Here is a 13,275-nt window from a genome sequence, read left to right on the forward strand (position 1 = left end):
TGCTTCGGCTGCCGGTTCGCTGGCCTCAGCAACGGGGTAAACGCGCCGCCTGGCCCCGTAACCCGAACTATTCAGCGTGTAGAACACCATGTTCTCAGGCTTTCAGAGGATGTCATGCTATATATTTTTCGCCTTATTATTACCTTAATTTACAGTATTCTGGTCTGTATTTTTGGCTCCATTTACTGCCTGTTCAGCCCGCGTAATCCAAAGCATGTTGCCACGTTTGGTCATCTGTTTGGCCGCCTGGCACCGCTGTTCGGTCTGAAGGTTGAGTGCCGTAAACCCGATGATGCTGAAAGCTACGGCAACGCCATCTATATCGCTAATCATCAAAATAACTACGATATGGTGACGGCGGCGAATATCGTGCAGCCGCCGACGGTGACGGTGGGTAAAAAAAGTCTGCTGTGGATCCCGTTCTTCGGCCAGCTGTACTGGCTCACCGGCAACCTGCTGATCGACAGAAACAACCGGACCAGGGCGCACGGCACCATTGCGGAAGTGGTGAACCAATTTAAAAAGCGCCGCATCTCCATCTGGATGTTTCCGGAAGGCACGCGCAGCCGAGGCCGCGGCCTGCTGCCGTTCAAGACCGGCGCGTTTCATGCGGCGATTGCCGCCGGCGTGCCGATTGTCCCCGTATGCATTTCCCGCACCTCGAATAAAATTAATCTCAATCGACTCAACAATGGCCTGGTGATTGTGGAGATGCTGCCGCCGATCGACGTCAGCCAGTACGGAAAAGAGCGGGTTCGCGAGCTGGCGGCCCACTGTCGCGAGATAATGGCGCAAAAAATCGCCGAGCTTGATAAAGAAGTTGCAGAACGGGAAGCAGCTGGCAAAGTGTGAGCCGGGAAGGCCGCGCCGCTGCGGGAAATGACTTCCTGTTTTTTTATTTAGCCAGTTTCACATGGAGCAAATATGTCACTCAGTCGGCGTCAGTTCATACAGGCATCGGGGCTTGCGCTTTGCGCCGGTGCCGCTCCGCTGAGGGCGAATGCCGCCGGCCAACAGCCGCCGCTGCCCGTTCCCCCTCTGCTGGAGTCCCGCCGCGGGCAGCCGCTGTTTATGACCCTGCAGCGCGCCCACTGGGCCTTCGCCCAGGGCTCCCGCGCTTCGGTCTGGGGAGTTAACGGTCTTTACCTGGGGCCGACGATCCGCGTGCAGAAAGGGGATGACGTTAAGCTGATTTACAGCAATCGTCTTGGCGAGAGTGTTTCTATGACCGTCGCTGGCCTGCAGGTTCCGGGGCCGCTGATGGGCGGCCCGGCGCGGATGATGTCGCCCAACGCCGACTGGGCACCGGTACTGCCGATCCGCCAGAATGCCGCCACGCTCTGGTATCACGCCAACACGCCGAACCGCACCGCGCAGCAGGTCTATAACGGCCTCGCCGGCATGTGGCTGGTAGAGGATGAGGTCAGCCGGGCTTTACCCATACCCAACCACTACGGGGTGGATGATTTTCCCGTGATTATTCAGGATAAACGGCTGGATAATTTCGGCACGCCGGAGTACAGCGAGCCGGGCAGCGGCGGCTTCGTCGGTGATACGCTGCTGGTCAACGGGGCGCAAAGCCCCTACGTTGAGGTTTCGCGCGGCTGGGTGCGTCTGCGGCTGCTGAATGCCTCCAACTCCCGGCGCTATCAGCTACAGATGAGCGACGGCCGTGCGCTGCACGTTATCGCCGGCGATCAGGGGCTTCTGTCGGCCCCGGCTTCAGTGAAGCAGCTGTCGCTGGCACCGGGGGAACGTCGGGAGATCCTGGTGGATATGACCAACGGCGACGAGGTATCGCTGACCTGCGGCGAAGCGGCGAGCATCGTTGAGCGCATCCGCGGGTTCTTCGAGCCCTCCAGCGTGCTGGTTTCGACGCTGGTGCTGACGCTGCGCCCAACCGGGCTGCTGCCGCTGGTGACCGACAGCCTGCCGATGCGCCTGCTGCCAACGGAAATTCTGAGCGGCGTGCCGATCCGCAGCCGCGACGTCAGCCTCGGCGACGAGCCGGGCATCAACGGCCAGCTGTGGGATATCAACCGCATTGACATCACCGCACAGCAGGGGAGCTGGGAACGCTGGACCGTGCGGGCAGACAGCCCGCAGCCGTTTCATATTGAAGGGGGCGCTTTCCTTATTAGCAACGTTAACGGCGCGATGCCGTTCCCGGAGGATCGCGGCTGGAAGGACACCGTCTGGGTGGACGGGCAGGTGGAGCTGCTGGTTTATTATGGGCAGCCCTCCTGGGCCCACTTCCCGTTCTATTTCAGCAGCCAGACGCTGGAAATGGCCGACCGCGGCTCGATCGGGCAGATTCTGGTGAACGCGGCACCTTAACGCCCGCCCGCCTGGCGGGCGGCGAATAACCTTTCGATTTCTGTTAGTTTCCGGCATATAATCGCCGATCTTTGACTATTCTTCACCGTTTCTGGAAGCACTATGAGCGCAATATCCCCGATTCAGCCAGACCGCGATCTCTTCTCCTGGCCTCAGTACTGGGCGGCCTGCTTTGGCCCCGCGCCTTTTTTGCCGATGTCACGCGATGAAATGGATGAGCTTGGCTGGGATAGCTGCGACATTATTCTGGTGACCGGCGATGCGTACGTCGATCACCCCAGCTTTGGCATGGCGATTTGCGGCCGCGTACTGGAGGCGCAGGGCTTCCGCGTGGGCATCATCGCCCAGCCGGACTGGAACAGCAAACAGGACTTTATGCGGCTGGGTAAGCCGAATCTGTTCTTCGGCGTAACCGCCGGCAATATGGATTCGATGATCAACCGCTACACCGCCGATCGCCGCCTGCGCCATGACGACGCCTATACTCCCGACAACGTGGCGGGTAAGCGCCCGGATCGCGCCACGCTGGTTTATACCCAGCGCTGTAAGGAGGCGTGGAAGGATGTGCCGGTGATCCTCGGCGGCATAGAGGCCAGCCTGCGCCGTACCGCGCACTATGACTACTGGTCGGATACCGTACGCCGCTCGGTGCTGGTGGACTCGAAGGCCGATATGCTGATGTTCGGCAACGGCGAGCGGCCGCTGGTGGAGGTGGCCCATCGCCTGGCAATGGGCGAGAGCATCGATCGCATTCGCGACGTGCGTAATACGGCGATTATGGTAAAAGAGGCCCTGCCGGGCTGGAGCGGCGTGGACTCAACGCGGCTGGATACGCCTGGTAAAATCGATCCGATTCCGCATCCGTACGGCGACGATTTGGCGTGTGCCGACGGCGGGCCGGCGGCGTCGAACAGGCGCGAGGCCAGGGCAATTACCGTCCAGCCGCCGCGCCCGAAGCCATGGGAAAAGACCTATGTGCTGCTGCCCTCCTTTGAGAAGGTGAAGGCCGACAAGGTGCTCTATGCCCACGCTTCGCGAATTCTGCATCATGAGACCAACCCCGGCTGCGCCAGGGCGCTGATGCAAAAGCACGGCGACCGCTACGTCTGGATTAATCCGCCGGCTATTCCGCTCTCCACGGAAGAGATGGACAGCGTCTTCGCGCTGCCCTACAGGCGCGTGCCGCATCCGGCCTATGGCAACAGCCGTATTCCGGCCTGGGAGATGATCCGCTTCTCCGTTAATATCATGCGCGGATGCTTTGGCGGCTGCGCCTTCTGCTCGATCACCGAACACGAAGGACGCATTATTCAAAGCCGCTCGGAAGATTCAATCATCAACGAGATCGAGGCGATCCGCGATACGGTGCCGGGCTTTACCGGGGTGATCTCCGATCTCGGCGGCCCGACGGCGAATATGTATATGCTGCGCTGCCGCTCGCCGCGGGCGGAGCAGACCTGCCGCCGTCTGTCGTGCGTCTATCCGGATATCTGTTCGCACATGAACACCAACCATGAGCCGACGATCAACCTCTATCGTCGCGCCCGGGAGCTGAAGGGCATTAAAAAGATCCTGATCGCCTCCGGGGTACGCTACGACCTGGCGGTGGAAGATCCGCGCTATATCAAAGAGCTGGCCACCTGGCACGTGGGCGGCTATCTGAAGATTGCGCCGGAGCACACCGAAGCGGGGCCGCTGTCAAAGATGATGAAGCCGGGCATGGGCAGCTACGATCGTTTCAAAACCCTGTTTGACACCTACTCTAAGCAGGCGGGCAAAGAGCAGTATTTGATCCCGTACTTTATCTCCGCTCACCCCGGAACCCGGGACGAAGATATGGTTAACCTGGCGCTGTGGCTGAAGCGTCACCGCTTCCGTCTGGATCAGGTGCAGAATTTCTACCCTTCGCCGCTGGCCCACTCGACCACCATGTATTACACCGGCAAAAATCCGCTGGGTAAGGTTGATTATAAGAGCGAAGAGGTGGTGGTGCCGCGGGGCGACAAACAGCGCCGCCTGCATAAGGCGCTGCTGCGCTATCACGATCCGGCCAACTGGCCGCTGATCCGCCAGGCGCTGGAAGAGATGGGGAAAAAACATCTGATCGGCGGCCGTCGCGAGTGCCTGGTTCCCGCCCCGACGCCGGAAGAGATGCTGGCCGCCCGCCGACAGAACCGTCATAGCCGCCCGGCGCTAACGAAGCACAGCCCGGCGGCGCACCAGCGGCAGACGCCGGTCGCTAATAAAAAACGCGGCAGGGCGCTGACGAAGTCCGGCGCGGGAAGATAAATAGTCGGCGGGCGGACCGCTACGTCATCATACCGGCCGTTGAACGCCCTCTTCGGATCGTGCGGCAGAGGGCGTTCCCCGGCGTGATTTAGCAGCAGTCAGCGGTCATTTCACGATATGTGACCGGTTAGTACAGCCCCAATACCTTCCACCATGCCAGGCCTATCGTCAAAAAGATGGCCTGGTTAACCAGGCTAATGATAAAGCCCGTCCGCCACCAGACGCCGGTAGGCACGTAGCCGGCACCGAACAGAATAGGGCCGCGCGCGTGGGTGTACTGTGTCAGAGAACAATACAGGCTGCTGGTGAACGCCAGCATTAACGCCATTGGCGCGGCGGGAATATGCAGCTGCAGGCCGACGCCCAGGAACACCGCGTACAGGGCGGCGATTTGCGCGTTGCCGCTGGCGAAAAAGTAGTGGGTATAAAAATAGGCGGCGTTGAGCAACAGCAGAACGATAATCCAGCTTGTGCCGTGCATGGTGCTGCCGATGCTGTCACCGATGACGTTGCCAAACCAGGAGGTAAAGCCCAGTTTTTTCAGCTGGTTCGCCATCATCAGCAGGGCGGCAAACCAAATCAGGGTATCCCAGGCTCCTTTCTCGCTTTTAACATCTTCCCAGTTGAGAACGCCGCTCAGCAGTAGAATCGACAGGCCGACGAAAGACGCGGTCGTCGCATCGACGCCAAGCGCATCGCCAAAAATCCACAGCACCAGCAGAACGCCGACGGTCAGCAGCATCAGCCACTCGCCGCGCGTCATCTTGCCCATCCCGGCCAGCTCTTTTCGCGCCAGAGCCGGGGCGTCCGGCGTTCGTTTGATTGTCGGGCGGGTCAGCCAGTATACCAGCACCGGGACGAGCAGCAGTGACACCAGGCAGGGGAGCAGGGCGGCCAGAAACCAGCTGCCCCAGTTGAGTGTGACCCCGGCGTTAGCCGCCAGCTTCACCGCCAGCAGGTTGCCGGTATAGCCTGTCATAAAGAGCGCCGCCGTCACGTCATTGACGTTACCGATGCAGGTAATCAGAAATGTACCGATTTTGCTGCGCGACTCATCTTCCGGACGTGAGTCAAAGCTACGCGCCAGCGAGTCGGCAATCGGATAGATGACGCCGCCGCAGCGTGCGGTATTGCTGGGCATGGCGGGGGAGAGGATCAGGTCGGCGAACGCCAGACCATAGGCCAGACCCAGCGTGCGTTTACCTAACAGGCGGATCATCTGTAGCGCAATACGCCGCCCAAGACCGGTTTTGATAAAACCGCGGGCAATCATAAACGCCACGACGATCAGCCAAATCAACGAGCTATTGAGTTCGCTCAGCGCGGTGGTGATGGCCCCGGTGGCGGTTTTGTCTCCTGCCGCATACGTCAGAGCAAAAACGGTGATGCCTATCAGCCCCACTGCGCCGATAGGCAATACTTTCGCGACAATCGACGCGATGGTTGCAACAAAAATAATCGCTGAATGCCAGGCGGGTACGCTTAGCCCCGACGGCGGGGCTAAGTGCCACAAACCAACGGCAATCAAAACAATAACAATTAGCGGGAGCCATTTGACGCCTGGTGTTTTTTTCTCTGCCACAGTTACTCGCCTATAAAGTTATGAACATATTTTTAACTAATTATTTGCATGAATAATCATACATTTATAGGGGTTAATGCTGCGCTCATGGACACGGGAAATATACATTTAATTAGTTACTTAATTTTTCTTAAAGTTTCCAGATAGCCAAGCTCAACCGGAAAGTTGGGCTGAGACTGATGACAAACCCCAGGCCGAACTCGTTCGGCCATAATCACCACAAAAATAAACAAGGAAAATCAATTCATTGATTTTCGGCTGCTCACCACAAAGAGGGAAAAACCACGTTTTTCCCTCTTTACCATCAACCTGAGCCCAACCGGAAAGTGGGGCTGAAGGAGAATCAGCCGCCAAACCGATCCGGATCGGGGCCGAGGCGCATCCCCCGATCGAGCTTAGCGATTTCGCCCAGCTCCTCTTTATCAAGGCGAAAATCCCAGACGTTAAAGTTCTCTTCGATGCGCGACGGGGTGACGGATTTGGGGATTGTGACCAGGCCGCAGTCCAGGTGCCAGCGAATAACGACCTGCGCCGGGGATTTACCGTATTTATCCGCCAGCTGGCGAATGATTTTCTGGTCGAACACACCTTCTCCGCCCTGGGCCAGCGGGCTCCAGGATTCGGTCTGGATCTTGTGCGTCGCGTTCCAGGCGTGCAGCTGACGCTGCTGCATCAGCGGGTGAAGCTCAATCTGGTTGATGGTCGGCATCACGCCGGTTTCATCAGCCAGGCGCTGGAGATGATCGATCTGGAAGTTGCACACCCCGATGCTCTTAATCAGCCCCGCTTGCTGCAGATCGATCATGCCCTGCCAGGCTTCGACATAGCGATCGCCAGCCGGGACGGGCCAGTGCATCAGATAAAGGTCAAGGTAATCGAGCTGCAGTTTTTCAAGACTCTCCAGCAGCGCTTCGCGCGGGCGCTTCTGGTCGTCGTTCCACAGCTTGGTGGTAACAAACAGCTCCTCCCTGGGAAGGCCCGCGCTTTTTAACGCCCTGCCGACCCCTTCCTCATTCTTATAGGCGGTTGCGGTATCAATAGAGCGGTAGCCCACCTCCAGCGCTTTATGAACGGCGGCGGCGGCCTCTTCGTTGCTTGCCTTCCAGACGCCCAGCCCCAGCTGCGGCATCAGATTGCCGTCGGCAAGCTTGATGATGGTTGGATTCGTCATCAGATTTTCCCCCTGGATGGATTTCACCGGAGCGGGCTCCGGCGAAGTGGTGTGAATTAAGTCTGGCCGAAATGGCTGAAAACGAAAGCGAGAGGTGAAAAAAGCTTAGCGCGCCGCCTCGTAGATCCGGCGGCTGGTCTCCAGCGTAATGTCCTGGCGTTCACCCAGCTGCGTTAAGCCGTGCTCCTTCAGCTTTTCCAGCAGCGCCGGGATGCTGCTGCCGTCCAGCCCGTAGTCGGACAGGCGGGTCGGGACGCCCATCTGCTCGAAGAAGCGGCGGGTGGTCGCAATCGCCGCGTCGATGCGCGCGTCGTCGGAACCCTCGGTGATGTTCCATACGCGCTCTGCGTACTGCAGTAGCTTGTCGCGCTTAACGTCGCGTTTTTCATTCCACAGCGCCGGCAGCACCACGGCCAGCGTCTGAGCGTGATCCAGCCCGTGCATTGCCGTCAGCTCGTGGCCCAGCATATGGGTCGCCCAGTCCTGCGGGACGCCAGCGCCGATCAGGCCGTTCAGCGCCTGGGTCGCAGCCCACATAACGTTGGCGCGCACGTCATAGTTTTCCGGCTCCTGCAGCGCTTTCGGACCCTCTTCAATCAGAGTCAGCAGAATGCCTTCGGCAAAGCGGTCCTGAATTTTACCGTTCACCGGATAGGTGACGTACTGCTCAACGGTATGCACAAAGGCGTCGACCACGCCGTTAGCCACCTGGCGTGGCGGCAGCGTGTAGGTGTAAACCGGGTCCAGCACCGCGAATACCGGCTGCACGTGCTCAGAGTGGAACGGCTGTTTGTCGCCGGTCGTTTTACGGGAGATGACCGCGCCCTTGTTGGATTCCGAACCGGTTGCCGGCAGGGTCAGCACCGAGCCCATCGGGATCGCGCTGCTAATATCGCTGCCGCCGGTTTGCAGGATATGCCACGGATCGACGCCGTCCGCGTAGCGGGCCGCGGCGGCGATAAATTTGGTGCCGTCGAGCACTGAGCCGCCGCCTACCGCCAGCAGGAAGGTGATGCGCTCGTCGCGGGCGATTTTTACCGCCTTCATCAGCGTTTCATAGGAGGGGTTTGGCTCAATGCCGCCGAATTCACGCACGTCCATCCCTTCCAGGGCGCGGTAGACCTGGTCCAGTACGCCGGTTTTTTTCACGCTGCCGCCGCCCCAGGTAATGAGCACCCGGGCGTCCTGCGGGAGCTGTTGGCGCAGGTCGGCGATAGCGCCTTTGCCAAAGAGAATACGGGTGGGGGTATGCAGATTAAAATTGTTCATTGCTCGTTCCCTTATGTGGGTCATAGAAGAGGGCTGGCCTGAGGCTGCCGCCTGATGGTCAATATTGTGGGCGTCTGTCGTTCATCGCTCAATGCTCATTTCTGCCAATGCCTTGCCCATTTCTCCAGAGCGCTGGAGAAAATGGACAAACTTGCGCACAATCAGCAGGACATAAACTGAGGGTGAATTAGCGTGCAATGAATCGTGACGAGACCTGCCTGCTGCTGGCGGAGAAAATTAACCAGCTGAAAAATAGCGTAAATCATAGCGGTGAATCCCTGCCTGGCGTGCGCCTGCTGTACGGCGTAGAGCCAGGGCCACGCACGCCGGTAATGTACCAGCCTGGCATCATATTTCTCTTTTCCGGGCATAAGATCGGTTATATCAACGAGCGCGTTTTCCGCTATGACGCCAGCGAGTACCTGCTGTTGACGGTGCCGCTGCCCTTCGAATGTGAAACCTTCGCCACGCCGGAGGTGCCGCTGGCCGGGCTGCGTCTGAACGTCGATCTGCTGCAGCTGCAGGAGCTGCTGATGGAGATTGGCGAAGACGATCGTTTTCAGCCTTCGGTGGCGGCCAGCGGCATCAATTCCGCCACCCTGTCGGATGAGATCCTCTGCGCGGCGGAGCGCCTGCTGGACGTTATGGCGCGGCCGCTGGACGCGCGAATTCTGGGGAAACAGATTATCCGTGAAATCCTCTATTACGTGCTGATCGGGCCGCGGGGCGGGGCGCTGCTGGCGCTGGTGAGCCGCCAGTCCCACTTCAGCCTGATCGGCCGGGTGCTAAAGCGGATCGAGAACAAGTACACGGAAAATCTCAACGTTGAGCAGCTGGCGGCGGAGGCCAATATGAGCGTCTCGGCGTTTCATCATAACTTTAAGGCGGTGACCAGCACCTCGCCGCTGCAGTACCTGAAGCGCTACCGGCTGCACAAGGCGCGGATGCTGATGGTTCATGACGGAATGAAGGCCAGCGCGGCGGCGATGCGGGTGGGCTATGAGAGCGCCTCACAGTTCAGCCGCGAGTTCAAGCGCTATTTTGGCGTTACGCCGGGCGAAGATGCGGCACGAATACGCACCCTGCCGGGAAGTTAACCCGCGACGCCCGGTCAGGCGCTGCAGCACTTCTTTTTAATAACCACGAACAGCGTACCCAGCAGCCCGGCGGCGAGCAGGGCAATCGGCAGGATCATCAGAAAGGTCATCACCTGATCTTCATGGCGCTTCACGAAGGGGATCATGCTCAGGGCGTAGCCAAAGCTGGTCACCACGCCAACCCACAGCAGGCCGCTCAGCCAGTTGAATAACTGAAAGCGGCGGCCTGAGAGGCCGGAGATCCCCGCCATGGTGGGCAACAGGGTGCGTACAAAGGCCAGAAAACGTCCGGCGAGCAGCGCCAGCAGGCCGTGGCGGTCAAACATGTAGGTCGCGCGCTGATGATATTTCGCCGGCAGCTGGGCCAGCCAGCCCTTCACCGTCCGGGTATTCCCCAGCCAGCGTCCCTGAATATAGCTCAGCCAGCAGCCCAGGCTGGCGGCGGTGGTCAGGATCAGCAGGGTGGGCACAAAGCTCATTACGCCCTGGGCCACCAGCGCTCCCGCCAGCAGCAGCAGGCTGTCGCCGGGTAAGAATGACGCGGGCAGCAGGCCGTTTTCTAAAAATAGCGTGGCGAACATCACAAAATAGACGACGCTGACAACGTGTGGGTTCGCCAGCGCGGCAAAATCGTGCTGCCAGAGTGCGGCGATAATATCTTGAATGACGGCCATGAAATTTCCTGTGGAACAGCTTTACGCCTGAGTATGTCTGAATCTTCAATCGCCCGGGCCGGGGAGCGCGCGCCGGCAGCCTGACGTTTGATGGGGATAATTGTACTCCTGAATACCCGGAGATGCCTTGATCCCGGACGCAACAAATGCAGACAACTCCGCAAGAAGTGTCTGCATATGTGTCCGTTTGCGTTAATTTTAACCCAGCCGTGCAAATCCTGCGTCTAAATCGGCGATAAGATCGTCAACATTCTCCAAACCAATGTGTAAACGGATCAGCGTGCCGCTGAAGTCCGGTTTGCCCTCCGGGCGGATTTCGGCGATCTGCTCCGGCTGGCTGGCGAGGATCAGCGATTCATAGCCGCCCCAGGAGTAAGCCATGCTGAACAGGCTGAAGTGGTCAAGCAGGGCCGACAGCTGTTCATCCGTGAGCCGTTGATGCAGGACAAAGGAGAACAGGCCGCTGCTGCCGGTAAAGTCTCGCTTCCAGAATTCATGGCCTTTGCTGCCGGGCAGGGCGGGGTGGTTGACGCGGGCGACCAGCGGGTGGTCGTTAAGCCATTCGGCCACCTTCAGGCTGCTCTCATGATGCTGGCGCAGGCGCAGGCCGAGGGTGCGCAGCCCGCGGCTGGTCAGATAGGCGGTATCGGCGTCGAGCATTTGTCCCATCAGATAGGCGTTTTCACGCAGCTGCTCCCAGCAGCGGGCGTTGGCGACGGCGGTGCCGACCATTGCGTCGGAGTGGCCGATTAAGTATTTGGTGCCCGCCTGAATCGAAATATCAATACCGAAATCCAGCGCTTTAAACAGCACGCCGGCGGCCCAGGTGTTATCGATCATGATAACGGCCTCCGGCGCGACGCTGCGCACGGCGGCGACAATGGCCGGGACGTCGTGCACCTCCATGGTGAGAGAGCCGGGCGATTCGAGGAACACCACGCGGGTGTTGGGCCGCAGGTGCCTGACAATATCCGCCCCTGCCAGCGGATCGAACCAGCCGGTGGTAACGCCGAGCCGGGCAAGGACCTTCGTGCAAAAGTCCTGGCTTGGTTCATAGGCGGTGTTGGTCATCAGCACGCGATCGCCCTGTTTAACAAAGGCCAGAATGGTGTTGGCGACGGCAGCCGCGCCGCAGGGAAAGAGCGCGCAGCCGGCTCCGCCCTCCAGTTCGCACATCGCCTCCTGCAGGGAAAAATGGGTCAAGGTTCCGCGCCGTCCGTAGAACAATTCGCCGTTGGCGCGGTTGCGCGTGGCGTGTTTTTTCGCTTCCACCGTCTCAAATACCAGTGAGGAGGCGCGCTGAATCACACTATTCACCGCGCCAAGGGTGTACTTTTTACAGCGTCCTGCGTTCACCAGCCGGGTCTCAAGTTGTTTATCCGCCATATCGGTTACCTGCTTTTATACGTCTGGATGTCTAAACTAACATGGAAGCGCGGGCGCAGGCGCTGTGTCGGGGGCAAAAAGCATAAAATTTTGGCAAAGTGCGTGATGTAGACTTTTTACTGCGTAAGCGCAAGGAAAAGGCCATAAAGATACGGCAGTATGTAAATACTAATGAGAACGACTATCAATTCGGCGTCGTTTTGATATTATTATGCTCGGGTTTTGTGATTTGCGTCCTGGAGATACACAGTGGGTAATAATTTGATGCAGACGGATCTCTCCGTCTGGGGTATGTATCAGCACGCCGACATCGTGGTGAAGTGCGTGATGATTGGTCTGCTTTTGGCGTCGGTCGTCACCTGGGCTATCTTCTTTGGCAAGAGCGTCGAGTTCTTTGCGCAAAAGCGTCGGCTGAAGCGCGAGCAGCAGCAGCTGGCCGAGGTCCGCTCTCTGAATCAGGCAGGCGATATCTCCGCCGCCTTTGGTGCCAATAGCCTGAGCCTGATGCTGGTAAACGAAGCGCGGAACGAGCTGGAGCTGTCCCAGGGCAGTGAAGACAACGAAGGCATCAAAGAGCGCACCGGCTTCCGCCTGGAGCGTCGGGTTGCCGCCGTCGGCCGCCATCTGGGACGTGGCAACGGCTATCTGGCGACCATCGGAGCTATCTCCCCCTTCGTCGGGCTGTTTGGCACGGTCTGGGGCATCATGAACAGCTTTATCGGCATCGCGCAAACGCAAACCACCAATCTCGCCGTCGTGGCACCGGGCATCGCGGAAGCGCTGCTGGCTACCGCCATCGGCCTGATCGCCGCAATTCCGGCGGTGGTCATCTACAATATTTTCGCCCGGCAGATCGCCAGCGTGAAGGCCATGCTTGGCGACGCGGCGGCCCAGGTGCTGCTGCTGCAAAGCCGCGACCTTGACCTGGAAGCCAGCGGCTCCGCGCGCCCGGTCCGCCCCGCTCAGAAGCTGCGCGTAGGATAATCGCTATGGCCATGCATCTTAACGAAAACCTCGACGACAGCGGTGAAATGCACGATATCAACGTGACGCCGTTTATCGACGTGATGCTGGTGCTGCTGATCATCTTTATGGTGGCAGCGCCGCTGGCGACGGTCGACGTCAAGGTGAACCTGCCGGCCTCCACCAGCACGCCGCAGCCGCGTCCGGAAAAACCGGTCTATCTGTCGGTGAAGGCGGATAACAGCATGTTTATCGGCAACGATCCGGTCACCGACGAAACCCTGATCGCCGGGCTGAACGCCCTGACCGAAGGCAAAAAAGAGACTACTATCTTCTTCCGCGCGGATAAAACCGTGAATTACGAAACCCTGATGAAGGTAATGGACACCCTGCACCAGGCGGGCTATCTGAAGATTGGACTGGTCGGTGAAGAGGTGGCGAAAGCGAAGTAGAGCCGCCTGCCCTGTAAAAAAGGCACCCCCGGGTGCCTTTTGTCTGTCCTGAGCC

General features: G+C 59.1%; 11 protein-coding genes. 6 read left to right on the top strand and 5 right to left on the bottom strand.

All coding sequences use genetic code 11. The features are described 5' to 3' along the window. The first annotated feature begins 114 nt into the window (after positions 1–114). The 3 genes from plsC to GJV78_RS10455 all read left to right on the top strand — a co-directional run bounded on the left by plsC (position 115) and on the right by GJV78_RS10455 (position 4,626). The gene (plsC, locus tag GJV78_RS10445) at positions 115–852 is read left to right on the top strand and encodes a 1-acylglycerol-3-phosphate O-acyltransferase (RefSeq protein WP_155108286.1); all 738 of its coding nucleotides are present in this window, start codon (positions 115–117) and stop codon (positions 850–852) included. A 72-nt stretch (positions 853–924) separates the two neighbouring features. Next, a complete protein-coding gene (ftsP, locus tag GJV78_RS10450; RefSeq protein ID WP_155108287.1) occupies positions 925–2,337 on the top strand; it encodes a cell division protein FtsP in 1,413 nt (470 codons plus the stop codon). Between the two features lie 102 nt (positions 2,338–2,439). Continuing rightward, a complete protein-coding gene (locus tag GJV78_RS10455; RefSeq protein ID WP_155108288.1) occupies positions 2,440–4,626 on the top strand; it encodes a YgiQ family radical SAM protein in 2,187 nt (728 codons plus the stop codon). A gap of 127 nt (positions 4,627–4,753) precedes the next feature. Here the strand turns inward: GJV78_RS10455 and GJV78_RS10460 are convergent, their stop codons facing one another. The 3 genes from GJV78_RS10460 to yqhD all read right to left on the bottom strand — a co-directional run bounded on the left by GJV78_RS10460 (position 4,754) and on the right by yqhD (position 8,648). Further along, positions 4,754–6,208 carry a DASS family sodium-coupled anion symporter gene (locus tag GJV78_RS10460; RefSeq protein WP_167519503.1) on the bottom strand — a complete coding sequence of 485 codons (1,455 nt, stop codon included), beginning with the start codon at positions 6,206–6,208 and terminating at the stop codon, positions 4,754–4,756. A 343-nt stretch (positions 6,209–6,551) separates the two neighbouring features. Then, positions 6,552–7,379, bottom strand: a complete 828-nt coding sequence (gene dkgA / locus GJV78_RS10465; RefSeq protein ID WP_155108289.1) for a 2,5-didehydrogluconate reductase DkgA — start codon at positions 7,377–7,379, stop codon at positions 6,552–6,554. Between the two features lie 105 nt (positions 7,380–7,484). Then, positions 7,485–8,648: an alcohol dehydrogenase gene (gene yqhD, locus GJV78_RS10470; RefSeq protein WP_155108290.1), complete on the bottom strand. Its 1,164-nt coding sequence runs from the start codon at positions 8,646–8,648 to the stop codon at positions 7,485–7,487. A 197-nt stretch (positions 8,649–8,845) separates the two neighbouring features. On the opposite strand from yqhD, the gene GJV78_RS10475 reads away from it, so the two are divergent. Next, complete coding sequence (locus GJV78_RS10475) at positions 8,846–9,745, top strand: AraC family transcriptional regulator (RefSeq protein WP_155108291.1); 900 nt, start codon at positions 8,846–8,848, stop codon at positions 9,743–9,745. Positions 9,746–9,759: 14 nt separating this feature from the next. On the opposite strand, the gene yghB is transcribed toward GJV78_RS10475, so the two are convergent. Together yghB and metC are read right to left on the bottom strand one after the other, a co-directional pair. Continuing rightward, positions 9,760–10,419, bottom strand: coding sequence for a DedA family general envelope maintenance protein YghB (gene yghB, locus GJV78_RS10480; protein WP_155108292.1), 660 nt, complete (start codon positions 10,417–10,419; stop codon positions 9,760–9,762). 198 nt (positions 10,420–10,617) lie between these two features. Beyond that, positions 10,618–11,805: a cystathionine beta-lyase gene (gene metC / locus GJV78_RS10485; RefSeq protein ID WP_155108293.1), complete on the bottom strand. Its 1,188-nt coding sequence runs from the start codon at positions 11,803–11,805 to the stop codon at positions 10,618–10,620. A 249-nt stretch (positions 11,806–12,054) separates the two neighbouring features. On the opposite strand from metC, the gene exbB reads away from it, so the two are divergent. Then, positions 12,055–12,789 carry a tol-pal system-associated acyl-CoA thioesterase gene (gene exbB / locus GJV78_RS10490; RefSeq protein ID WP_167519504.1) on the top strand — a complete coding sequence of 245 codons (735 nt, stop codon included), beginning with the start codon at positions 12,055–12,057 and terminating at the stop codon, positions 12,787–12,789. Positions 12,790–12,794: 5 nt separating this feature from the next. After that, positions 12,795–13,220 (top strand): TonB system transport protein ExbD, encoded by a 426-nt coding sequence (gene exbD / locus GJV78_RS10495; protein WP_155108294.1) that lies wholly within the window; start codon positions 12,795–12,797, stop codon positions 13,218–13,220. Positions 13,221–13,275: the final 55 nt, after the last annotated feature.

This window comes from Intestinirhabdus alba (assembly GCF_009711095.1).
Lineage (GTDB): Bacteria > Pseudomonadota > Gammaproteobacteria > Enterobacterales > Enterobacteriaceae > Intestinirhabdus > Intestinirhabdus alba.